Source organism: Peribacillus sp. V2I11 (assembly GCF_030817135.1).
In the GTDB taxonomy this organism is placed as follows: Bacteria; Bacillota; Bacilli; order Bacillales; family DSM-1321; genus Peribacillus; species Peribacillus simplex.
On record NZ_JAUSYW010000001.1, the window covers coordinates 1,442,885 to 1,465,763 of the forward strand.

Here is a 22,879-nt window from a genome sequence, read left to right on the forward strand (position 1 = left end):
GTTAGATCATCTTTCACATCAATGACGTCCATGGGATGATCATACTATACATAAAAAGACTGTCGAGAATGGACAGTCTTTCGGTGAGGTAGCTTTTGATATTCAGACCTTTTATCTATCGAAGTGTTGTTTCATTAACTCTTTAAATCGTGTTCCATCTATTTCTTCTTTCGTCACTTTCCCATCTTCCCACTGTGTAAAGGATGTATCAGTTAAAGTGATGTTCCCGCTGTTTGTCAAACGGGTGATTAATGGATGCTTATTAAATGGAGATTGGGGATTTTCCCTGATGATCGTTTGGACCTCATTAAGTTCCGCTACATTTCCTACGGGTTTTGTAGAATCGAAAGCATAGCCTATTCTCCAATCGCGATCTTTATGTTTCAGTTTTAATTCAATGATATGATCCCCATGGTCGGTATTTTCTTTTTTTATCCTGAATTCACCATTTTGGGAAACGATCGTTTCTCCGTTCAACGGAACTGGTTTTAAAGGCAGATTCCCGCCAAAACCCGTATCGATCAAATACGTTTGGCCCTCATGGTTCAATAGAATGGTGACATGTGTCCTTCCTATGGTCATCCACCCCTGATTATAGATGACACCCCGAACCAAGAATACATCAAAGTCATTTTCCATCAGGAAAAAATAAAGGGCTGTATTCAATTCATAGCATAATCCACCCTCATTCCTCCGAGGACTTTGTTGATGATATTCTCTTTGTTGATATCACTCAGATGGGATGCCATGATTGATAAGTTTTCAAAAGGAATGGTTTTCGCTGTCTTATCCAGAATTTCATCTAATTTCTCAAATGTCAGTTTCACATCTTCCTGGAGCCCTATTCTTTTCCTGAATAATGCATTCAGTTCATTCATTAAGATTCCCCCCTTTAGACAGATACCGACGAAGAGTATCTTGAATTTGTATATATTCATTATACTTTGTCCATATTTCATTCTTCAATCAATCTGCCATTAGCTCCACCTTTTCCTTATCACATGAAAAGGGGTCGCCCAATAATGTCTTAATCCTGGGCAACCTCCTCCATTCATGCTTGGAAGCAGTTTTCTTTAATCATTCATTTACCTGTAAGATGATCTTACCTAAATTCTTATTGGCTTCCATATGTCCATGCGCCCTTTGCACCTCTTCAAAAGCGAAGACATGATCCACGATTGCCTTGATTTCATTTTGGAGGAACAACGGCATGGCCTTTTTAATGAATTCTTCCGTTAACTCTTTTTTATATTCATCACTCCGAGGAGTTAATAGAGTGCCTTTTAATTGTACTCTTTTTAAGAGAAGTTCCATCAGGTTCACCTTCTCGACTACAGTTCCTCCTAGAATGCCTATCAGTACCCATCGTCCATCAGTTTTTATGCTTTTAAGGTTTTTCTCCCAGTAAGAAGCACCGATGAAATCCAGGATAACATCCACTCCTTGATTATTTGTAGCTTTCAGTACTTCCTCATCAAAAGATTGTTCTTTATAGTTGATACAGATATCCGCTCCTAGTGAGTGACAGAAATCCAATTTTCCCTTTGTGCCGGCTGTAGTGATGATCTTGGCTTTTGTCAATTTTTTTGCCAGTTGGATAGCAGCTGTGCCTACACCGCTTCCGCCAGCATGAATCAATACCGTATCTTGATCCGTCAATTCACCTAACCAAAACAAGGTTTGGTACGCAGTCAAGAATACCTCAGGAATCGCTGCCGCTTCTTCAAATGACAGGTTATCCGGGATTTTCATCGCTCGATCAGCCGGCATCAAGGCATATTGAGCATAACCGCCGCCGTTTACAAGGCCCATCACCCTTGTCCCTAATTGTATATTTGCACCTTCCCCTGTTTCCACCACTTCCCCAGAAACTTCAATCCCCAATATTGGATTGCCCATATAACCGGATTTCCCTTCTCTCGAAACAATATCCGTTCTATTTATCGCAGAGGCTTTCACCTTAATTAATATTTCCCCTTTTCCGGGCATAGGCTTGGAAAAATCTTCAAATAGCAATTGTTCTGCTCCACCCGGTTCTTTAACCACTACCGCTTTCATTCGACCCACTCCTTACCATTAAATTAGTGACCATCCTTTAAAATGGTTTGTCTTGAAGATGGAAACTATGCTACTCCAAAAAATATCCACAAGCAAATAATTAGGTTATGGTAAAAATGAGAGAATAAAAAAAGCCGATGTCCCTTTTGGGGCCATCGACATATTTTGAAGGATTCTATTACCTTTTATTAAGCAATTGATCTCTATCCAAGTCATGATGCAATTGTGCTGCCGGTACCTTAGGGTTAGGAATCTGCCCTTTTGCAACTGGTTCTGCTATATAAACAAAATCTCCCGTACCATCTGGGGCGCTTCCTGTTGCCCACAGGCCGTCTGCTGATTCATTACCTTCTGACAAGTTCCAGAATTCGTACGCTTCCGGTTGAGATTCCATTTCCGCTTCCGGTGGGAATGACGCGGGAACGACAACGCCATTTTTCTCTTCAAGTTCTGCAATGGCCGCCATCCATTGATATTGGTGGTAACGATCACGGGCTAACATTTTACGGAACGTAGCACGGACCCCTTCATCTTTGGTCATATGATATAAACGTGCAACTTGAAGGCGTCCTTGGCTTTCGGCATGCAGATTCGACCGCATGTCAGCTAATAAATTCCCGCTCGCTACAATATAAGATCCGTTCCAAGGTACCCCATTCGAGTTGGTTGGCAGTCCGCCAAGTCCGCTTACGAGCAAATGCTGGGGATTGATTCCACCCATGATCGCTGCCATAGCAGGATCCTTTGCGGCTTCAGCCTGATCTTCCGGAGAAGCGCCATCAAGTAATTGACTTATGAGCGAACAAAGCATTTCTACATGTCCAATTTCCTCTGTACCAATATCCATCAGCATATCCTTGTATTTTTCTTCTCCTTGGCAGTTGAAACCCTGAAAAAGATATTGCATCATGACAGTCATTTCCCCAAACTGTCCGCCTAACACTTCCTGAATTTGACGGGCAAGCATCGGATCTGGTCGATCTACCTTAACTTCAAATTGCAATTCTTTTTGATGACGAAACATATAGACTCCTCCTTCTATTTTAGGTTGTTTTTTTATATGATCTACGGTTTTTTATTACCCGCCTGTCCATGCTTGAAACATGAATCCAGTTATAATGAACAATAATTAGAAATAATTTACACGTGGTTGACAATGATCACTGAACTTAATAGCCAAGTATTCTCTTAGGGCTATGAATGGCTCGATAAAAAAGATTTATAAAAGGTCCATTTACCTGTCTATAACTTTACAATACAGGGTAAAGTAGAACCATATATGGGAAAATGATCCATATCGAAGAAACCTAAAAGGAGGATGGAAAATGGGTTTCAAGCCCCGAAATCAAAAAGATCAATCTATTTCAGAATTACGTTATACTTATTCCGCTCGTAATCTATGGTCCGGTTTTCTATTTGGGATCGGATTGGTCGCATTCATCGATGAGGCCATCTTTCATCAACTATTACATTGGCACCATTTCTATGACAAGTCCACATCCAATATCGGGCTTGTCTCGGATGGTTTATTTCATGCCCTAAGCTGGTTTGCAACGGTCGGGTCTTTGTTCATGTTTGCTGACCTTCGTCGTCGAAAGGGATTATGGCTGAAAAGGTGGATAGGAGGAGTTTTACTCGGGGCAGGTTCATTTCAGTTATATGACGGGATCATCCAGCACAAGCTCATGCGTCTCCATCAAATCCGTTACAATGTCGACATTCTTCCATACGACTTGATTTGGAACATTGCAGCCACAATCATGATCTTGGTTGGCATTACCCTCGTCATTCAAACAAGGCTCAGCTTACTTAAAATGAAAGAAGACGCCCGTAATGCACAGTAATGGACATATTCATGATAATGGTGCTGGTTTTGAACCGATTTTATTGATTTTATTCGCGCTTGTTATAGTGATTTATATCGGAGCTGTCGTACTTTCGAGCCGCCGCTATAAAAAATGGCCCTTATACCGTACGTTCTTTTGGATTCTTGGCACCATCTGTGCAGCCTCAGCAATTACTGGCCCCATAGCCAATCGCGCGCATATGGACTTCACGGCGCATATGGTCGATCATTTACTGCTTGGAATGATTGCACCCATCTTACTCGTGCTTGCTGCACCTATTACTCTTGCACTGCGAACACTTGATGTGCCATCAGCAAGACGCCTTTCACAGGTGTTGAAAAGTTGGCCGCTGCGCATTTTAAGCAATCCTATCACTGCCTCCGTGCTTAATATTGGGGGGCTTTGGATTCTTTATACGACTGGGTTATATGGGTTGATGCATCATAATGCCCTTCTACATGCATTAGTGCATTTTCACATGTTCTTGGCGGGCTATCTATTCACTGCCTCGATGATTTATATGGACCCTGCGCCCCACAGGTTCAACTTCATGTTTAGAGCTATCATATTTACAATTTCACTGGCGGGCCATGATATCCTTTCTAAATATATTTTTGCCCATCCGCCAAGCGGTGTCACCAAGGAACAAGCGGAAAATGGCGGAATGTTAATGTACTATGCCGGTGATGCCATTGACGTTGCACTTATCTGCATCCTTTGCCATCAATGGTTCAAAGTCACCCGTCCTAAGGGATCACTTGCCTTGTAGCAGGAACAGTTACATGATCACTTCGGTAACTCCTGTGTTTCTGTTTAATCGTCCAACATTTAGCTCATACTAATTTTTGATGAAAAAATTTTGGATGGAGCTGAATGGAAAATGGAATTTGAAGCTAACAATTCTACTGAAAATGCTCTTCGTGATTATAAAGCTGGAATCGGTGCCTTTACGCATAAAATGCCTGATCTCGCGGAGAAATTCAATTCGTTTACGGAAGAGTGCTTTAAAGAAGGTCAATTATCCAAGAAAGAAAAACAGCTAATCGCACTAGGAATAAGCTTATATTCACAAGATGAATACTGTATTATCTATCATACAAAAGGATGTCTTGATCAAGGCTGTTCCGAACAAGAAATTCTTGAAGCCATTGGTGTGACCGCGGCATTTGGCGGAGGAGCAACCATGAGTCAGGCTGTTACCCTCGTCCAGGAATGCATTCAGGAAATAAATCAGATGAAACAGTAAAAAAGAAGGGATAGGACAGTTTTAGTCCTACCCCTTCTTTATGTTCTTGACAAAGAAATCCATTTAGCATTCATGGCCAAAAAGCCTTGTCATTCAATGGGTGCTTTTAATGTCTGATGTTGTTATTTCCTTGTGCGGGTGCATACGAATTCATCATTTGCTGCATATCCTGCTGTGCAAGCTGTGGAACTTGGTAGTAATGATGTTTGTTTTGATATAACGAAATCTCATATGCCATTTCAATGCAGTTCGGAACGGAATCCGCAAATACACGGCGTACTACCGGATTTGTTATTTCAAGCGCTGCCATCGCTTTCATGGATGCAGCAGACTTGACAGCTCCGAGCATCATGGCTGAAATGCATTCATCCGTAATTTCCGAAACGGATTGCAAAGGTTTCTTTGGCTGCGTTGGTGTCAATCCATATATAAAATCGTTACCTTGGTTCATTTTGTAGCTCTGGGTCGGTTTAGAAGGATCCTGGCCCGTTTGGAAGCACTCCAATGTAATATTATATTCATCTTGGATGAACTGATTTTGACGATCCAGAATGTCCCGCAATTCCTGATCCTTTACATGCTGACGCAAAAGCATATAAGTGTTTAGTGTATCAATCGTTCCCGATAACACTTCATGTACATCGAATACTTCGTGACCACCGTGATTCATTTGTGGGGGAATAGCACCCGTTTGCATGTTCTGGTGTACTTGACCTTGTTGATATTGGTTTTGCATCGTATTTCCTCCTCATTTTATCAGTAATGCGAACAAGTTTAGTATGTTAAAACCCAACAGGATTATTCAATCTAAACTCTTCCAAGAAGACCAATAAGCTGCCTACATCATGTTTTCTGTATAAAAAAACCGTGACGTTTTAAACTAATATAAACACTTTATTGAATGGGAGGATTTCTAATGGCACATAAATGCTTCTATTGTACTGATGACACGGAAGAAAAAAAAATCCATGTCGTAACGTTTCAAGTCACTGACACGGATAGGAATGAAATTCTCTGCGATGAATGTTATCAAGAATGGCTACAAGGCATAAAAGGCTAAAATCCCTCTAACATTTTCATGTATACATGGATTAATAATGGGTAACTTATGCGTTAAATTAGTGAAATTCAAGGAGGATGGCTATGGGAATCTTAAGCGGAAATCCGAAAGAAGAACCTATGCATTACGGAGAGGTATTTGGAATGGGCATTTCTGACAACAACAAAAGGTTTGATTGCCTGTCATCAAACTATGCTTAATCATACAGGAGATAAAGACCTGCATAAATTACTTGTAGAAGTGATCAATCAAGGGAAACAGGAAAATGACCAAATTGAATTATTATTAAAAGAAAATAGCGTAGGACTGCCTCCATCACCACCTGAAAGGCCTAAAGCTAATTTAGAGGATATTCCCGTTGGGGCACGACTTCAAGATCCTGAAATCTCTGCTTCAGTATCAATCGATATTAATGCAGGATTAGTTGCTTGTAGCCAGATCATGGGTCAATGCATCCGCGAAGATATTGCACAGATGTTCGCACAATTCCATACAAAAAAAGCGGCATTGGGTGCTGACTTCCTAAGATTGAATAAGGAAAAAGGATGGCTTGTCCCTCCTCCTCTTCATGTTAATAAAACAAGTTTGTAAAATGAAATCTCCCTTAACCATGTTGACTTTGTGATATGTCCAACATGATTAAGGGATTAATTCCGATAATGAAAGGACGATTAAGGAATCATTACCAATGCAGACTTTCGATTAAGTAGCACTTTGTGCATTGTTGACTATAATCATTTTTTACAAATTCATGATTACAATTCTCCCGAAAAATGTTCAGCTCCCTTTTCAGCTGTTCCAATTGAGTCTCCAACTGTTTCATTTCAACTTTTATCTGGATTACCCGATTCATCGAATTCTCCCTCTCGTCGGAATTATTGATAGATTTCCCCGTCCGTTTTCCTAAATTCATTCGCTTTTTCTTTAAGCCCTTCATCGATCACCGACTCAAAACCCAGACCCTTTTCCTTCGCCAAATCACGGATGTCCTGAGAGATTCTCATACTGCAGAATTTTGGTCCGCACATTGAACAGAAATGGGCTGTTTTGGCACCTTCAGCCGGAAGTGTTTCATCGTGATATTCGACCGCCCTTTCAGGATCGAGGGAAAGATTGAATTGATCTCTCCAACGAAATTCGAATCTAGCCTTCGAAAGTGCATCATCCCGTTTTCTTGCTTGCGGATGGCCTTTAGCAAGGTCAGCTGCGTGGGCCGCAATTTTATAAGTAATGACCCCTACTCTAACATCCTCTTTATTCGGAAGTCCCAAATGCTCTTTCGGTGTCACATAACAAAGCATGGCAGTTCCAAACCATCCAATCATGGCAGCACCAATCGCAGAAGTGATATGATCGTATCCAGGAGCTATATCCGTTGTCAATGGTCCCAAGGTATAGAATGGAGCTTCTTGACAGACTTCCAGCTGCTTATCCATATTTTCTTTAATCAAATGCATCGGTACGTGACCGGGTCCCTCCACCATGACTTGAACATCGTGCTTCCAAGCTATCTTCGTCAGTTCCCCTAGTGTTTCCAATTCAGCAAATTGTGCCTCATCGTTTGCATCTGCAATGGATCCAGGACGGAGGCCGTCACCTAATGAGAAAGAGACATCATACGCCTTCATGATTTCACAAATCTCTTCAAAGTGAGTGTAGAGAAAACTTTCTTGGTGGTGGGCCAAGCACCATTGTGCCATGATGGAGCCCCCCCGGGAAACAATTCCCGTAACTCGCTTTGCTGTCATGGGGATGTATCGCAAAAGCACACCAGCGTGTATGGTGAAGTAATCGACACCTTGCTCAGCCTGCTCGATTAATGTATCCCGGAAAACTTCCCAATTTAAATCTTCCGCGACTCCATTCACTTTTTCCAATGCTTGATATATCGGAACCGTCCCAACTGGCACAGGTGAATTCCTTATAATCCATTCCCGGGTCGTGTGAATATTCTTTCCGGTGGAAAGATCCATTATATTGTCTGCACCCCATCGTGTAGCCCAAGTCATTTTCTCCACTTCAGCTTCGATCGATGAACTAACAGCCGAATTTCCAATATTTGCATTTATTTTCACATGAAAATTACGTCCGATGATCATGGGCTCACTTTCAGGATGGTTAATATTTGCCGGAATGATCGCACGCCCGCTAGCTACCTCTTCTCTAACGAACTCAGGGGACACATTTTCCCTGATCGAAATGAACTCCATTTCCGGAGTGATGATACCTTTACGGGCATAATGGAGCTGGGTTACGTTTTGCCCTTTCACTGCACGCAATGGTTTTCTTTTCAATCCCGGAAAAACTTCGGCGTTGGATTGTGTTTCCACTTTTTTATACCCGTTATCTTCGGGCTTTATTTCACGGCCTTCATACTCTTCAACATCTTCCCGTTCCAGAACCCAACTGCGTCTAATCGGGGCAAGACCTTTATGAATATCAATGGGATATTCTGAATCCGTATAAAAACCGCTTGTGTCATATACCCGTAAAGGCGGATTATCCTCTTCCCCGAATGCCCCTGTAGTCGGACTTAGCTTAATTTCACGCATAGGTACTTTAATATCAGGTCTAGATCCCTCAACATACACTTTTTTACTCCCGGCAAAACTGGACATAATTGAAACGTTCATGTCATTTACTGAATTACTCATGATTTCATTTCTCCTTTTTAAGTTATTTAAAAAGGACAAAATCCAATCCATTTCGCACGAAAAAGCCAGATCTCATATTTAAGACCCGGCTGACGTTAGTATGACTACAAAAATGACCAAATGAAATGTCATTATTTAGTAGATTCTAACTTCCCCACGCTGGTATGAACCAGATCAGGTCCTGAGGGTTAAGAAGCTTTAGCGCTTCCCTCTCAGCCCAACTTTTATTGGACACCCCTAGTCTGAATAATTTAATTGATTACAGGGTAACTATATATCACCCTTTTCATTCTGTAAATACTTTTAAAGACCTAATATTCCGTTTACAACTCTCCAAAATTTGTTATTTGGAGAGTATCTCCAATTAACTCCCCAGGCTCTCAAGGATGGGGAAAAGCTCCTCTAAATGCTTGATTTCATAGGTTGGAAGCACTTCATTCCGTTCCTTATCATGGCGATTTATCCAGACCGACTTTATGCCTACACGTGATGCTCCAAGGATGTCGGTCATTAAATTATCGCCGACCATCAATACTTCATCCTTATCAAGCTCCATGATTTCCAAAGCATGCTCAAAAATGGAGGCATCTGGTTTACCTCGTCCAAATGCGCCTGAAATCACGATTTGGTCGAAATAAGGAACCAGTTCAGGAGTAATTTCAAGTTTGGTATTTTGCAGTTCAGGAGATCCGTTCGTAAGCAATAGCAATTTGTACTTCCCTTTTAATTCATCCAGAACACGGAATGATTCTTCATAGATAAATGGCTTTTTGCGTCTCTCGGCAGGAAAACGTTCTGCCAGTTCAAGCCCAAATTCCGGGTCATCGACCCCTAATGCCTTTAAACCTCTCGTCCACGCTTCTTTCCGATAAGCCGGTGCAATCCCGGCCATCTTCCGGAATTCATCATGATCATCCTGAAAATTCCCCCATAGTCCCTCAAATGGGTTGATTCCGATCATTTGAGTGAATGCATATGTATCATAAGAGGAATAAAGCTCGCGCGCTTCCTTTCGCACCGCTTCTTCAAACTCTTCGACATTCAGATCATATTTCTCCTTAGCCACTTCGCATGTGGCCACAAAAGCCTCTTTTACACTTTTCTGATCCCATAGTAATGTATCATCTAAATCAAAAAAAACTGCTTTCAGCAAATTGTCCACCCCTCTTTCCCCATTATTGAATTCGTAAAAATTACGCTATTACAATAATAAACCACAACCGATAAAAAAAGAATAACTATTCGGAAAATGTCTTACTCTTTCTGGTGGGAAACCCTATATTCCCCCCTCATCATTTTTCAAATACATAAAGCTTTCCATTACTGGCAATCTTGAATTTCGGACCTGTGAACCCCCGTCGGATCAGCTCCTTCCTGATATATACCATGAGGGCGGCATGACTTACGATCAGGACATCCCTTTCCCCCTTTGCAAAGACTTCATCCAATACTTTATTGATCCTTCGCTCTGCAATCTTGATTTCCGCCCTTGTCTGCTTGTTGAACACCGAGCAGCTGCGAATCCAGATGGCCCAAAGGATGAACGGCAGTTTTACCCTTCCTTTAAGAGGGGGAGAAGGTATTTCCCGCAGCTCCTCCATCCGATGAACCGTACCTGGATAGATATGTTCCGCTGTCTTGACAGCCCTCGACATAGGACTGCAATAACATTCCTGCCATTCCTCCACGCCAAATAAAGTCGTTCCATAAATAATATCCGCTGCATCATAGTCCTCAAACCATTGCTTCATATCATCCGCCGTCACAAATCTCCCAGTAGGAAATTCATGTGTCACCTTAAAATGCCGTACCAAACCAATTTTCATATATTCTCCTTTTTATCTTTTGAAATATTCGTTTCTTTTTCTTGTAAAGGCCTTATCAATATATTACCCTATGTAAAACTATATAATAAATGCCAGTTGAAACCAGTAAAAACCATACTGAGCTCTCCTTGACATTGTGTATGTTTAAAAAATCTTACGGTTTGTGTCACTGTTAGGCTTTGATTATGATGGCATCGAAAAAAGAGAAAGCATTTCGCCTTCTCCAGTCATGGTTTAATCTATGAATTGAAGTTCTGTTATCGTACATCTTTTCCTGAATTTATATTTCCCGCTCAAATCACTGAATTGATAATCATTGAGGGATTTCCCCAGTTGTTCCTTTAGCTTATCCACCGTGATGGTTTCCTCAACTGTCCCTTTCCAATTTTCATTTCCTATTAACTCTTCGAACGGAATGGTAGTCAGGACTTCATCATATATCTGGATGCTTTGATCGATGCCGAAGCTGCCATAGATACTGCCATTTTCATCAGCAAAGATATGCTCCGACTCCAATTCTTCCACCAATACTTCTAGATATTCCTTTGACTTAACAGGCTTGATGGCAATCTCCGCTTCCGCCTTTACAGGTCCCAATCTCTTATCGACGATCTCTATCGTCACTTTAACGTGAACGGGCGGAAACCCAAACCCTTCACAAAGTTCTGCTGCCGAATTATATACCATCTGTACATCCTCCTTTTGTCACTATCATTATATAATATAAATACTTCATTTCATTATCAAAAACCCTTATTCCTGATCACTTTGCAACATGTCTTTTTTGAACATCAATTCATTTTTTTCCCTTGATCATATTAATAGATTTTGAATGTTTCATCCGCTTATTTTTGTACTAATGATATTCTCCAAATCTACAATTCTTCCACGATTCTACTGCCTTTAGAAGCGCTATGGAAACACATATCAATCATTCAATATTTTAATATATTGAAAAATAGTTTGATTTCAACAAAGAGTAAAGTTATACTCATCGTGATAATGATTATCAATTTCATTCATTGAAAAGTAAAGGATGACCTAACAAATGTTCCATACTCTCTCTCTAAAGGAACGTAAAAATCGTTCAAATGTTTTTCTGCTAATGTGTTTATTCATCCTGGTGATTTTTGGATTGGTTGTGTCCCTGTTTTTGGCTGTAACATTTGGGGCAAAAGAGGTTACCTTCAATACGGTGTGGTCAGCGGTTTTTAATTATAATCCTGCATTGACTCAGCAACAGATTATCCACGAACTACGGCTTCCACGGGTTATTGGAGCAGCATTGGTCGGAGCAGCTTTTGCAGTTGCAGGTGCATTAATGCAAGGAGTAACCCACAATCCCTTAGCTGATGCAGGGATACTTGGAATTAACGCAGGCTCCATGTTTGTGGTAGCTCTTAGTTTTGCTTTCTTTCCAAACATTCCATATTCTCTTTTGATGATTTTTTCATTTATTGGAGCTGTATTGAGTACATTATGCATTTTTATAATTGGCTCATCCGTCCCGGGAGGATTAACACCTATAAGGCTAACAATCTCAGGTGCCGTGATAGCAGCGCTCTTGCATTCACTAAGCTCAGGAGTGGCTATTTATTATGATTTGAGTCAGGATTTAGCATTCTGGTATGCCGGAGGTGTTGCAGGGATAAAGTGGAGTCATTTGAAAGTGTTGGTTCCTATTATTCTTATCGCTATTATTTGGGCAATATCGTTAGGGCGATCTGTGTCACTCATTTCATTGGGCAATGATATTTCCACCAATCTTGGTGTGAATACGAATCGTATCAGAATACTCGGAATGATAATAGCCGTTATTCTGGCAGGTGTTTCTGTTTCGGCCGCTGGTTCAATAGGTTTTGTTGGACTCGTAATCCCACATATTTCACGAAAATTGGTTGGAGGATATTATCAGCTCATCATTCCAATGTCAGCATTATTGGGTTCGATACTGTTAATACTGGCTGATCTGGGAGCTCGAACGTTGAACCCGCCTAGAGAACTGGCAATAGGTATAATGGTAGCCCTTGTCGGTGTTCCTTTTTTTCTCTATATCGCTCGTAAAGTAGGGAGGGACCTATAGGTGAAATACCTTATGAATGCAGACAACAAGAGGGCATATACAGTTACTATGGTATTTATTTTAATTAGTATAGTTGCAGTATTAATAAGCTTGAATACAGGTACATTACGGATTTCACCTTTAAAAGTAATCCAAACGCTTTTTGGCTACGGTGATTTTAAAAGTTCCACTGTGCTGTTCGATTACCGTATGCCGCGAATCTTGATTACCATGTTGGCGGGAGTTGGATTAGGAATTTCCGGTGCAATCTTACAAGGATTATCACGTAACCCTTTGGCAGATCCAGGAATTTTAGGTTTACATGCAGGTGCCTCCTTTGGTCTCATTATCTTTGTTACATATTTTCATTCATTAGATGAAAAAGCATCAATTCTTATACCGTTATTTACCTTTTTAGGCGGAATCTTAACTGCTTTTCTTATTGTTTTACTTGCCTATGATCGTTACAAAGGCATACTGCCCATTCGACTTATTCTCATTGGAATTGCGATTTCTGCTGGTTTTAGTGCTATTACACTTTTTCTGTCTCTTCGTCTTGATGAAGAAACCTACTCATTTGCTTCAAGATGGTTAGTTGGAAATGTATGGGGAAGAGATTGGATTCATGTTATTGCCCTTTTTCCTTGGATCCTTATTTTAGCACCTTATGCTTACTTCCAATCCAACACATTAAATGCCTTATCACTTGGTGATGACGTAGCGGCTGGACTTGGTGCTTCCGTTCAAAAACAACGTTTGCTGATGCTGGTAACTGCTGTTGGCTTGTCTTGTGCGAGTGTAGCGATGGCCGGCGGTATTGGATTTATTGGTCTAGTCGCCCCTCATCTTGCCCGTCGTCTTGTTGGCCCAATGTACCAACATTTCCTTCCAGTTGCAGGACTTATAGGGCTCATTATTTTGGTGCTTGCGGATACCATTGGTCGATCCATATTTCAGCCAAATGCTATTCCAGCTGGTATAGTAGTCGCTGCTATAGGAGCTCCCTATTTTCTTTATTTGCTCACAAAAACAAAATAACTTTTCAATAAGGAGAAAAAAATGAACAAGAAACTTACTATTTTATTTAGCATTATGTTAATTCTTATTTTGTCGGCTTGCGGACAAACTTCTTCAAATGATAGTAAATCAGCACCAAAAAATAAACCTGAGAGTGAAGAACCTAGAATCGCTTCACTTTCCATCCACCTAACAAATGATTTGCTTGCATTAGGTATAACTCCAGTTGGTTCTGTTATTGGTGGAGAATTAAAAGATTTTCTCCCTCATGTGAAGGATCAATTAAAAGATACGCAAAAGCTTGGACCTGTGAAAGATCCAGATATGGAAGCGTTGATTGAACTAAGCCCCTCCGTGATTTATCTTGATAAGGAATTCTCAGGACAAGATGTATCAAAATATGAAAAAATTGCACCGACTCAAGTATTTAATCTTGATGAAGGAACATGGAGAGATCATTTAAAGTCCGTAGGTAAACTTGTCGATCGTCAACAGCAAGCAGAAAAATTCATTTCAGATTATGAAAAACAAACAAAAGAAGTGAAAAATTTAATTGAAAATAAACTTGGTGAAGGCAGTAAAGTAATGGCAATACGTGTTACGGCAAAGGAGTTACGAGTATTTAGTACAAAACGACCAATGGGCCCCATCTTATTTCAGGATTTAGGTTTTAAACCTGCCAATGGTGTTGAAGACATTGATGAGAATCTACCTTACGAAGTCATATCTCAAGAAGTTCTTCCAGATTTCGATGCAGATGCTATATTTGTCATTGTCAACGGTGACGATGAGTCTCAGACAGCTTTTAAGCAGTTAGAAGATACCCCCATTTGGAAAGGCTTGAAAGCAGTTAAAGGAAAACATGTTTACGTAGTTCCGGACCAGCCATGGCTTGACTATTCAGCACTTGGAAATAAAATGGCCATGGACAATGCAAAAGAAATCTTTTCAAAATAATAGATAGAGTTATTATTGTTGGTTTATTTTATAGGATCTTTTAAGCATTTGAGTTACATAAAATTTATTATTAAGGTTAACACCTTTGGAATTATCTTAGCCCGTCCTCAATAGATCCAAAGAAGGAAGAATCAGCGTTACCCGATCGAATAGGCCATAGAGTAATTAAGCATGCAAAAAGGCTCTTATTAGTTAAGAGCTTCAGACTGTAGACAAACTCGATGAAAATCGAGTTTGTCTATTTTTATGGCTTGTACAATTTGGACGTTGATTTCCACTCCAGGCACTCGCTTTCCGCGGGCGGTCGGGGAGCCTCCTCGGCTTTCGCCTGCGGGGTCTCCCCTAGACGCGCTTTTCCCGCAGGAGTCTCGTACCTTCCGTTCCAATCAACTTTGTCTTACCTTTTAGATAGAACACTTTTGCCTGGAGTCATTTTTGGTTTAAAATAGAAGTATTAAAACTTGAGGTGATGAGGATGCTTTCTAAACATGATTCTATTCAGCGAGATCAACTTGAAATGATTACTTTAGATAACTGGTGCCACCGAACCATTTGGTTCGTAAAATGGAGGCTGCCATTGACTTCACTTTCATTTACGACTTGGTGAAAGATATGTATTCAGAGGTAGGACGCCCAAGTATTGATCCAGTTATTTTAGTTAAACTGACTTTCATTCAATATACCTTCGGTATTCGTTCCATGCGTAAAACGATTGAAGAAGTTGAAACCAATATGGCTTACCGTTGGTTCTTAGGCTATGGTTCCCATGATAAAGTACCTCATTTCTCTACGTTCGGGAAAAATTATGAGCGACGCTTTAAAGATACAGACCTATTTGAACAGATTTTCTATCGCATTTTAATGACAGCTGCTAATAAAAAGTTAATAAGTGCTGAACACGTTTTCGTGGATTCCACACATGTGAAAGCCAGTGCGAATAAACGGAAATTTGAAAAGAAAATCGTTCGTAAAGAAACACGAGCGTATCAAGGACGTCTTCAAGAAGAAATCAATCAAGATCGTGAAAACCATGGAAAAAAGCCTTTTCCACCAGATAAATTTGATAAAGAAGAGACCAAAGAGATTAAAGAAAGTACAACGGATTCTGAGAGTGGCTACTATGTGAAAGATGAACGAACAAAACAGTTTGCCTATTCATTCCACGCGGCCGCAGACCGCAACGGTTTTGTATTGGGAACGATTGTAACACCTGGAAATACACATGACAGTCAGATCTTAGAGCCACTAGTTGAACAAGTGATTGAGAAAGTTGGAAAACCGGAAGCCGTTGCCGCAGATGCAGCTTATAAAACACCAGCGATTACAAGCTACCTATTTAACAAAGAAATCATACCGGCTTTACCTTATACACGTCCTCGCACCAAAGAAGGATTTTTCCGCAAACAGGACTATGTATACGATGAACATTTTGATTGTTACCTTTGCCCTTCGGGCGAAACTTTAAAGTACTCAACAACAAATAAAGAGGGCTATCGCGAGTACAAATCGCCAAAACAAATTTGTACAACATGCTCATTTTTATCTCGGTGTACAGAAAGCAAAGACTGTCAAAAAGTGGTGACACGGCATATCTGGCAAACACATGTGGAAGAAGCAGATCATCTGCGTCATCATCAAGATGTAAAACCTATATATGCAAAACGTAAAGAAACGATTGAGCGTGTATTCGCAGATGCAAAAGAAAAGCATGGTATGCGTTGGACTACTTTAAGGGGACTTAAAAAATTGTCGATGCAGGCGATGCTTACTTTCGCTGCCATTAATTTAAAGAAGATGGCCAATTGGACATGGCGAGGTCCAAAAATGGCCTAACATAGTGGGCTCGTAGAGCCCCAATCTCTTAACTTTAGGCGAAAATTCAAAGGGAATTTCAAAAGGGGTTCAGAATTTTTTAATTCCGAACCCCTTTTGTCTACAAACTGAGGCTCTTATTAGTTAAGAGCTTTTTTGCTGTTTATAGGTATATTAATTTTAATCATTCATTTAACAAATGTAAGTGTAATCATATTTTAGTTATCATTTTTGACGGTTATTGGGGGAAGAGCTAAGAAAAAGAAAAAACAAGACAGCTAACTGTGAATATTTTTTATTTCAAATGTGAACTGCCTTATTGTAAATATCCTTTCACGCAATCACATTATGGCTTTAACACCACTTTAATACATTCATCTTGGTGATCGTTAAAGATTTGATAAGCTTCACTCGCTTTTTCAAGAGGGACTTTATGGGATATGATTTCCGTGGGGTCGAACTCTCCTGCCGTGATTTTATCAAAAAGCTTGGGCATGTAGTGAATGACCGGTGCTTGCCCCATTTTCAGGTTAATGTTCCTCTCAAATAAATTGCCTAATGGGAACATATTATATTTGGATCCGTATACGCCAGTCAGTTGAATCGTGCCGAATTTACGTACGGCATTAAGTGCAATCTCGATAGCACTTAACGTTCCACCCTGAAGTTTCAACTTTTGCTCAATCACCTCGATCGTTGATTTCTTGCCATCCATTCCCACACAATCCATGACCACATCCGCCCCGCCTGAAGTGATTTCCTTAATGCAGCTGCCCATATCGTTATATTCATCGAAGTTATACGCCTCAACCTTATTCATCTGTTTTGCCCTTTTGAGTCTATAAGGAAGATTGTCGATGGCAATGACCCTTTTTGCTCCTTTCATCCAAGCGAACTTCTGAGCCATCAAACCAATCGGCTCACAGCCCAATACCGCTACCGTATCATCTTTCTTGATGCCAGCGTTCTCTACACTCCAATATCCGGTAGGAAGCAAATCGGACATGAACAATAGTGCCTCATCTTCAAGTTCACATGACTCTGGGATGACAAACGGCATGAAGTTTCCATATGGGACCTCAAATATTCTGCCTGCCCGCTGGGATAGTTCCCATATCGTTCAGTAAAACAAAAATTTCCGCCTGTATCCACCGCTTCATTGGGGTTGGAATTATCACATTGACTTCTCCATATCATGTTCACAATAATAACAGTGTCCACAAGAAATGTTGAAAGGCAGGACAACCCTGTCCCCTTTTTTCACCTTCGTCACTTCCGGACCCACTTCTTCAACGATTCCCATCGGTTCATGGCCAATGACATAATCTTTATGCGTCGGCATAGCACCTGATATATATGGAGATTGGACCCGCATATAGCCGTTGAAGTCACCCGGACGATGATATCATCCTTTTGCTGGAGTTTCGGATCTTCAACTTGTTTTACCTGTATATCTTTTGCTCCTTGAAACGTTACAGCCTTCATAATCAGCCTCCTAAAATATTCTTATTACATTTAATATACCCGTCCAAAAGACTACTAAGCCTATTAATATCCAATTTTTTCAATAATTAGATATCCTTCATTACAAAAAAGCCCCGGAAAACCGGGACTCACCTATGAAACCATTTATTTAGTACTTTATTTATTGCCATTATTATGGTGCTTGTACTCTCTTAGTACCTCATTGAATACTTCCGGATAATTCGTAAACAGCCCCGTTGCACCCCATTCAAGAGCCTTTTTCATATCGGCTCTTTCATTTACCGTATATGGATGGAATTGGAGGTCATGGTCACGAACCATCTTCACATATTGTCCGTCTACCTTACTGAAGTTCGGGCCAACGCCAATTGCATATTCCTTAATGGAATCCAATTCTTCATCCGAAATGGTTGCTTGGTTCTTATAAGAAAAAAGTTGCACAAGCGGTAACTTTGGATTCATGTCATGAACCTTCATCAGGCTTTCTTTACTGAACGATTGTATTAATACATTCTTGGTACTGCCTTTTGAATCCACCATTTTATATTCTTCCAGAACCTGCAGGAGTTCTTCTTCCATTCCTGGATACACATCAGGGGACTTTGTTTCGATATAATAATTGACCTGCTTGCCGAACTTCTTAAAGACTTCTTCAAGAGTGGGAACCGTTAACCCTTCATAGACCTCTTTTGCCAATTGCGGATATTTTTCATTGAACCATGTACCGGCATCCAGTTTCTTGATTTCTGCCAGCGTTAAATCCTTCACCAGACCGGTACCATTCGTTGTACGATTCACCTTTTCATCATGCATTGCTATCAATCTTCCATCCTTGGTCATTTGAAGATCGATTTCTATGTAGTCGCCTTTCATTTGTTCTCCCAATTGATAAGCGGGAATGGTATGTTCAGGTGCATAACCAGAAGCTCCCCGATGTGCGATATTCACGATTTTCTTCTCATAAATAGATGAATTGGAATGATTTCCTTTTGCTGCTGAAGCCCCCATGGAAGTAGCCTGCAATAAAAATGCCGCACTCATCATACATAAACCGAATTTCATTATATTCGTTTTCATTCCCCTCTCTCCTCCTATTATTACTATTATTTTAAAAGGGGAATGTGAATCTATAGCGAATATAATGTAAAGATATAATATATTAGTTAAAATGGGTAAAATAACCTAACAAGCGGATTACCCGCAGGGCATTTTTTTAGTTTGTTATACCCAACCCAAAAGGTGAATGACAGCTTAATTATTTGGTTAATGATTAGAAACGAACCCACTAAAAGTCTCTTTTTCTAAAAAAATCGTAATGAAAAATGTGCCAAACATGGATACTGGTAAACCAATAAGAAAATATAGTAAGTTTCTTGGCATGAACATATTGAAAAAGCAGAAAAAAACAGTCACCCAAATGAATATAACTAAATATTTCAAAATTCTCCTCATTACTTTACTCCTTACTTCGCTGTTAAATATGTCTTTAACCGTTTCATTAATACGTTAAGTCTTCCATATCCATAATAAATCAAACTTAGAGCCGATAAATTCCAGATATTAGATCAGATGTGCCAATGTTGGCTTACGACGGGTCCTGGACAAGTGTTTTCCTATACTGAACCCCTTCCGGTACTAATTTCCACCTGAACCTTGCCTGGAGAAATGCCCTTTCTAAAATATAGATAGAGGGATGACAAAATCTATCTTTTTCTGATTTACAAAAAACTAGTATCATATTACTATTAAACAAACAAACAGAATATTAATATTAAGGGGAATTATGTTAAAAAATTATCAATATTATCAAAACAAACACCGATTTATACTAAAAGCATTCATGGCAATGATATCCTTTTTACTATTAGTTGGGATTTCTGTATCACCTATAAGTTGGAAAGATAATCCCTCCGAGATGATATTACAGGTCATTTTAATATCGGGGATGATAATTTCTCTGTTATTTTTCTTAAAAACAGAAGTCAATTTTTATAAAACCCTATTCATTTTCTTAATTACTGTTTATTCATATAGCAAATTCTGGATTTTCCCAGATACCGCCATCATGCTGGCATTATTTGCTATAGCGCCCTTGATACCCATTTTTCTCTTTGATAAAATCGGGTTTTATATTGTCGCCACTTTAAATATCATATTGGGTCCCGCCTCCATTTTGATCATTTCAAAAACGGATCTTCAATACACTTATGACTATGTCGCTTTGGATAGTTTCGGCAACACGCTTAATTTCATCGCTATACAAATCATATTGGTATTCGTATTCATAGGAACCAATAATAGGGTGGAATCCACTAATGCATTTCATAAGGAAATACAGCAGGCCAAGCAATTGAACTCAGTCGGACAGCTCGCTGCCACCATTGCACACGAGATACGTAATCCGATTACAGTCGTGAAAGGATTTGCCCAGTTATTAGACCAAGAGAAGGAACTGAATGAAACGGAAAAATTTTATGTACAGACCATGCTTACAGAACTTGAATATACACAAGTGATCATCAATGACTATTTGTCTTTGGCAAAACCGCAAACGGATAATGTACAGGTCATTCCTTTAAATTATGAAATTCAAAAGATTTCCGATCTATTAACCAGTTTCGCCAATAATCGCAACATCGGCTTTCTCCTGGATTTCCGTGACGACCTGTTCATTAACATGAATCCCATCGAGCTTAAACAGATACTGGTCAATATCATGAAAAATGGAATTGAGTCGATGAACAAACCCGGATTCATCAAGGTGGAAACAGAGCAGGAACGCACCATGGCAAAAATACGAATAACGGATACAGGAATAGGCCTCTCAAAAGAACAGCTTGAAATACTAGGTACCCCATTTTATTCACTTAAAGATAGGGGAACCGGTATCGGCCTGACCGTTTGTTATTCCATCGTTCAAAAATACAAAGGGAAAATCGTGGTACAGAGCGAAGTGAACAAAGGAACATCGTTCACCATTTATTTGCCCTTATATAAAGAAATAGATTAAACTTACATTCGAAATAAGAAAGAGGATGACCACCCTTCACCAGGCGGTCATCCTTTTTCAATTAGGCTTTAAAACTATCTTGCCATTTCAGCAAATGATTTTCTAAAAAGCGGACAAACGAGTCTGAGATTTTGCCAGCCAGGGCAAAAATGATGATGCCTACGAATACGACGTCCGTTTGCATGAATGAACGGGCATCCTGGATCATGAAGCCTACCCCTCTATCCGCACCCAGCAATTCAGCGACGACCAGGCACATCCAAGCCGCACTTAAGGCTAAACGGATACCAAGTAATATGTTTGGTAAAGCTGCCGGAATCATGAGCTTCGTTATTTGTTCCCGACGGCTAAACTCCAAGATTAAGGCAACATCGTATAGTTTTTTATCCACATTCCGAAGGCCCAAAAAAGTTTGTAAATATAAAGGGAAAAAAGCACCTAAAGCAATAAGCAGCACTTTAGATAGTTCACCAAACCCGAACCACATGATGAATAAAGGGGTAATCGCAAGCAAAGGGACCGTTCGTAACATTTGAATGCTTGGGTTTAGATATTCTTCGGATTTTTTTTGCATGCCAACGATGACTCCTAACAATAAGCCTAAAAAACCACCTAATGCAAAGCCAAGAAGAGCCCGCGTTAAACTGATATGTAAATGCATGCCCATTTCCCCCGACTGAACGAGATCAATGAAAGTCGTGACGATCAATAATGGTGATGAGAATAATTGGGCAGGCAGGATGCCAACCGATCCTAATGTTTGCCATGCAATCAACACGACAACGGGAAGGACCGAACCCCGCAATGCCGATTTGGCAAGTTTGGATTGCTTTGTCGTTTCCCTTATTACTAGCGGCTTGTTTTGAGCAACGGTCTGTGTAGACATAATTTTCATCCTTCCTTTTTTCAAAAATTTAATTAAATGCTCCAATCTTCCACTTCTACTGGATGATGATCAAGTTGGGTTAATATGACGGACCTGAATTCCTGAAACGCTTTGCTTGTTCGAGTTCTTGGATATGGTAAATCAATTGGAACGATCGCTTTAATCCGCCCAGGCTTTGCATCCATGACGACCACTTTCCTCGATAAAAAGATGGATTCATCAATATCATGGGTGACAAGCACCATCGTTGTCTTATTCCTCTCCCATATTTCTAGTAAAGCCTCTTGAAGATGCGTTCGCGTGAATGCATCCAATGCACCGAATGGCTCATCCAGCAATAAAACTTCAGGATTACGCAATAAGGCCCTGGCAATGGCAACACGCTGCGACATTCCACCGGATAATTGGCGTGGATAAGCCTTTTCAAAACCTTTTAGTTTAACAAGTGAAATCAAATCATCCACCCTTTTTCGAATGTCCGGTTTCTTTAATTGTAAGTTACCTGCAATATTCCTCTCCACGTTCAGCCATGGAAATAAGCGGTGCTCCTGAAAAATGAAACCACGGTCTTTAGAAGGGGCGCTAACCGGATGATCCCCTGCTATGATCGCGCCTTCAAAGTCTGAATCAAGTCCTGCGATCAACTTTAATAACGTGCTTTTCCCGCAGCCGCTCGGACCAATGATGGTGACGAACTCACCATTGTTGACGGTCAGATTTAAATTATCCAAAACATGGACACTTTCATTCTCATTCTTAAATGTTTTGCTTACATGATTAATTTCTAATGTCGCAACCAATATCCTCACCCTTTCTCAAATAAAAAAAATAGAGATCCAGCAATAAGGCACATATTGTCCCTTTGCTGAATCTCTAGTTAACTAGTCGATTCAATATTTCATTTTATATTAACTTATCGATTATTTATAATCAACACCTAATACCAATTTATTTTATCG

At 40.1% G+C, this 22,879-nt stretch carries 19 protein-coding genes, 4 pseudogenes and 1 riboswitch; of the genes and pseudogenes, 10 read left to right on the plus strand and 13 right to left on the minus strand.

What is annotated here, in order from left to right; genetic code table 11:
* Window positions 1-111: 111 nt before the first annotated feature.
* From QFZ73_RS06955 to QFZ73_RS06965, 3 genes and pseudogenes are all read right to left on the minus strand, one after another.
* Window positions 112-878 (minus strand): annotated as a pseudogene (locus QFZ73_RS06955) (arylamine N-acetyltransferase family protein).
* A gap of 199 nt (window positions 879-1,077) precedes the next feature.
* Window positions 1,078-2,058, minus strand: coding sequence for an NAD(P)H-quinone oxidoreductase (locus QFZ73_RS06960; protein WP_307264577.1), 981 nt, complete (start codon window positions 2,056-2,058; stop codon window positions 1,078-1,080).
* Between the two features lie 178 nt (window positions 2,059-2,236).
* The gene (locus QFZ73_RS06965; RefSeq protein WP_307264584.1) at window positions 2,237-3,082 is read right to left on the minus strand and encodes a manganese catalase; all 846 of its coding nucleotides are present in this window, start codon (window positions 3,080-3,082) and stop codon (window positions 2,237-2,239) included.
* 301 nt (window positions 3,083-3,383) lie between these two features.
* Here QFZ73_RS06965 and QFZ73_RS06970 point away from each other — a divergent pair, with 301 nt between their 5' ends.
* The 3 genes from QFZ73_RS06970 (at window position 3,384) to QFZ73_RS06980 (ending at window position 5,151) form a co-directional block, all read left to right on the plus strand.
* Window positions 3,384-3,902, plus strand: coding sequence for a DUF2243 domain-containing protein (locus tag QFZ73_RS06970; RefSeq protein ID WP_307264588.1), 519 nt, complete (start codon window positions 3,384-3,386; stop codon window positions 3,900-3,902).
* Entirely contained in the window at window positions 3,892-4,674 is a 783-nt protein-coding gene (locus QFZ73_RS06975) for a cytochrome c oxidase assembly protein (RefSeq protein ID WP_307264591.1), read from the plus strand. Before QFZ73_RS06970 ends, QFZ73_RS06975 begins: the two co-directional genes overlap by 11 nt.
* 111 nt (window positions 4,675-4,785) lie before the next feature.
* The gene (locus QFZ73_RS06980; RefSeq protein WP_061461776.1) at window positions 4,786-5,151 is read left to right on the plus strand and encodes a carboxymuconolactone decarboxylase family protein; all 366 of its coding nucleotides are present in this window, start codon (window positions 4,786-4,788) and stop codon (window positions 5,149-5,151) included.
* Window positions 5,152-5,257: 106 nt separating this feature from the next.
* On the opposite strand, the gene QFZ73_RS06985 is transcribed toward QFZ73_RS06980, so the two are convergent.
* On the minus strand, window positions 5,258-5,887 hold the full coding sequence (locus QFZ73_RS06985; RefSeq protein WP_251435318.1) for a spore coat protein: 630 nt from the start codon (window positions 5,885-5,887) through the stop codon (window positions 5,258-5,260).
* Window positions 5,888-6,067: 180 nt separating this feature from the next.
* Here QFZ73_RS06985 and QFZ73_RS06990 point away from each other — a divergent pair, with 180 nt between their 5' ends.
* A complete protein-coding gene (locus QFZ73_RS06990; protein ID WP_307264599.1) occupies window positions 6,068-6,211 on the plus strand; it encodes a hypothetical protein in 144 nt (47 codons plus the stop codon).
* A gap of 83 nt (window positions 6,212-6,294) precedes the next feature.
* A pseudogene (locus QFZ73_RS06995) lies at window positions 6,295-6,802 on the plus strand (DUF3231 family protein).
* A 91-nt stretch (window positions 6,803-6,893) separates the two neighbouring features.
* Here QFZ73_RS06995 and QFZ73_RS07000 read toward each other — a convergent pair.
* From QFZ73_RS07000 to QFZ73_RS07020, 5 genes are all read right to left on the minus strand, one after another.
* Window positions 6,894-7,064, minus strand: coding sequence for a hypothetical protein (locus QFZ73_RS07000; RefSeq protein ID WP_307264602.1), 171 nt, complete (start codon window positions 7,062-7,064; stop codon window positions 6,894-6,896).
* Window positions 7,065-7,086: 22 nt separating this feature from the next.
* Window positions 7,087-8,868 carry a phosphomethylpyrimidine synthase ThiC gene (thiC, locus tag QFZ73_RS07005; protein ID WP_307272651.1) on the minus strand — a complete coding sequence of 594 codons (1,782 nt, stop codon included), beginning with the start codon at window positions 8,866-8,868 and terminating at the stop codon, window positions 7,087-7,089.
* 131 nt (window positions 8,869-8,999) lie between these two features.
* A riboswitch (TPP riboswitch) is annotated at window positions 9,000-9,114 on the minus strand.
* 115 nt (window positions 9,115-9,229) lie between these two features.
* Window positions 9,230-10,018 (minus strand): HAD family hydrolase, encoded by a 789-nt coding sequence (locus QFZ73_RS07010; RefSeq protein WP_307264605.1) that lies wholly within the window; start codon window positions 10,016-10,018, stop codon window positions 9,230-9,232.
* A 139-nt stretch (window positions 10,019-10,157) separates the two neighbouring features.
* Window positions 10,158-10,691 (minus strand): histidine phosphatase family protein, encoded by a 534-nt coding sequence (locus tag QFZ73_RS07015; protein WP_251435326.1) that lies wholly within the window; start codon window positions 10,689-10,691, stop codon window positions 10,158-10,160.
* A 234-nt stretch (window positions 10,692-10,925) separates the two neighbouring features.
* Window positions 10,926-11,378 (minus strand): hypothetical protein, encoded by a 453-nt coding sequence (locus QFZ73_RS07020; RefSeq protein WP_251435330.1) that lies wholly within the window; start codon window positions 11,376-11,378, stop codon window positions 10,926-10,928.
* Window positions 11,379-11,796: 418 nt separating this feature from the next.
* On the opposite strand from QFZ73_RS07020, the gene QFZ73_RS07025 reads away from it, so the two are divergent.
* From QFZ73_RS07025 to QFZ73_RS07040, 4 genes and pseudogenes are all read left to right on the plus strand, one after another.
* Window positions 11,797-12,774: a FecCD family ABC transporter permease gene (locus QFZ73_RS07025; protein ID WP_373458997.1), complete on the plus strand. Its 978-nt coding sequence runs from the start codon at window positions 11,797-11,799 to the stop codon at window positions 12,772-12,774.
* 12 nt (window positions 12,775-12,786) lie between these two features.
* Window positions 12,787-13,791, plus strand: a complete 1,005-nt coding sequence (locus QFZ73_RS07030; protein WP_373458918.1) for a FecCD family ABC transporter permease — start codon at window positions 12,787-12,789, stop codon at window positions 13,789-13,791.
* A gap of 21 nt (window positions 13,792-13,812) precedes the next feature.
* Window positions 13,813-14,727: an ABC transporter substrate-binding protein gene (locus QFZ73_RS07035; RefSeq protein ID WP_307264615.1), complete on the plus strand. Its 915-nt coding sequence runs from the start codon at window positions 13,813-13,815 to the stop codon at window positions 14,725-14,727.
* A 475-nt stretch (window positions 14,728-15,202) separates the two neighbouring features.
* Window positions 15,203-16,560: pseudogene (locus QFZ73_RS07040) on the plus strand (IS1182 family transposase).
* 325 nt (window positions 16,561-16,885) lie between these two features.
* On the opposite strand, the pseudogene QFZ73_RS07045 reads toward QFZ73_RS07040, so the two are convergent.
* Window positions 16,886-18,024: pseudogene (locus tag QFZ73_RS07045) on the minus strand (zinc-dependent alcohol dehydrogenase).
* A 156-nt stretch (window positions 18,025-18,180) separates the two neighbouring features.
* Window positions 18,181-19,101, minus strand: coding sequence for a glycerophosphodiester phosphodiesterase (locus QFZ73_RS07050; RefSeq protein WP_307264618.1), 921 nt, complete (start codon window positions 19,099-19,101; stop codon window positions 18,181-18,183).
* A gap of 706 nt (window positions 19,102-19,807) precedes the next feature.
* On the opposite strand from QFZ73_RS07050, the gene QFZ73_RS07055 reads away from it, so the two are divergent.
* The gene (locus QFZ73_RS07055) at window positions 19,808-21,034 is read left to right on the plus strand and encodes an MFS domain-containing histidine kinase (protein WP_307264621.1); all 1,227 of its coding nucleotides are present in this window, start codon (window positions 19,808-19,810) and stop codon (window positions 21,032-21,034) included.
* Between the two features lie 61 nt (window positions 21,035-21,095).
* Here QFZ73_RS07055 and QFZ73_RS07060 read toward each other — a convergent pair whose 3' ends face one another.
* On the minus strand, window positions 21,096-21,929 hold the full coding sequence (locus QFZ73_RS07060; RefSeq protein WP_373458919.1) for an ABC transporter permease: 834 nt from the start codon (window positions 21,927-21,929) through the stop codon (window positions 21,096-21,098).
* A 23-nt stretch (window positions 21,930-21,952) separates the two neighbouring features.
* Window positions 21,953-22,723 carry an ABC transporter ATP-binding protein gene (locus tag QFZ73_RS07065; protein ID WP_373458998.1) on the minus strand — a complete coding sequence of 257 codons (771 nt, stop codon included), beginning with the start codon at window positions 22,721-22,723 and terminating at the stop codon, window positions 21,953-21,955.
* Between the last annotated feature and the right edge of the window lie 156 nt (window positions 22,724-22,879).

Coding starts and splice junctions, on each gene's coding strand:
- QFZ73_RS06960 (WP_307264577.1), bottom strand. CDS start 2,058: ATGAAAGCGGTAGTGGTTAAAGAACCGGGTGGAGCAGAACAATTGCTA.
- QFZ73_RS06965 (WP_307264584.1), bottom strand. CDS start 3,082: ATGTTTCGTCATCAAAAAGAATTGCAATTTGAAGTTAAGGTAGATCGA.
- QFZ73_RS06970 (WP_307264588.1), top strand. CDS start 3,384: ATGGGTTTCAAGCCCCGAAATCAAAAAGATCAATCTATTTCAGAATTA.
- QFZ73_RS06975 (WP_307264591.1), top strand. CDS start 3,892: ATGCACAGTAATGGACATATTCATGATAATGGTGCTGGTTTTGAACCG.
- QFZ73_RS06980 (WP_061461776.1), top strand. CDS start 4,786: ATGGAATTTGAAGCTAACAATTCTACTGAAAATGCTCTTCGTGATTAT.
- QFZ73_RS06985 (WP_251435318.1), bottom strand. CDS start 5,887: ATGCAAAACCAATATCAACAAGGTCAAGTACACCAGAACATGCAAACG.
- QFZ73_RS06990 (WP_307264599.1), top strand. CDS start 6,068: ATGGCACATAAATGCTTCTATTGTACTGATGACACGGAAGAAAAAAAA.
- QFZ73_RS07000 (WP_307264602.1), bottom strand. CDS start 7,064: ATGAATCGGGTAATCCAGATAAAAGTTGAAATGAAACAGTTGGAGACT.
- QFZ73_RS07015 (WP_251435326.1), bottom strand. CDS start 10,691: ATGAAAATTGGTTTGGTACGGCATTTTAAGGTGACACATGAATTTCCT.
- QFZ73_RS07020 (WP_251435330.1), bottom strand. CDS start 11,378: ATGGTATATAATTCGGCAGCAGAACTTTGTGAAGGGTTTGGGTTTCCG.
- QFZ73_RS07025 (WP_373458997.1), top strand. CDS start 11,797: ATGTGTTTATTCATCCTGGTGATTTTTGGATTGGTTGTGTCCCTGTTT.
- QFZ73_RS07030 (WP_373458918.1), top strand. CDS start 12,787: ATGAATGCAGACAACAAGAGGGCATATACAGTTACTATGGTATTTATT.
- QFZ73_RS07035 (WP_307264615.1), top strand. CDS start 13,813: ATGAACAAGAAACTTACTATTTTATTTAGCATTATGTTAATTCTTATT.
- QFZ73_RS07050 (WP_307264618.1), bottom strand. CDS start 19,101: ATGAAAACGAATATAATGAAATTCGGTTTATGTATGATGAGTGCGGCA.
- QFZ73_RS07055 (WP_307264621.1), top strand. CDS start 19,808: ATGTTAAAAAATTATCAATATTATCAAAACAAACACCGATTTATACTA.
- QFZ73_RS07060 (WP_373458919.1), bottom strand. CDS start 21,929: ATGAAAATTATGTCTACACAGACCGTTGCTCAAAACAAGCCGCTAGTA.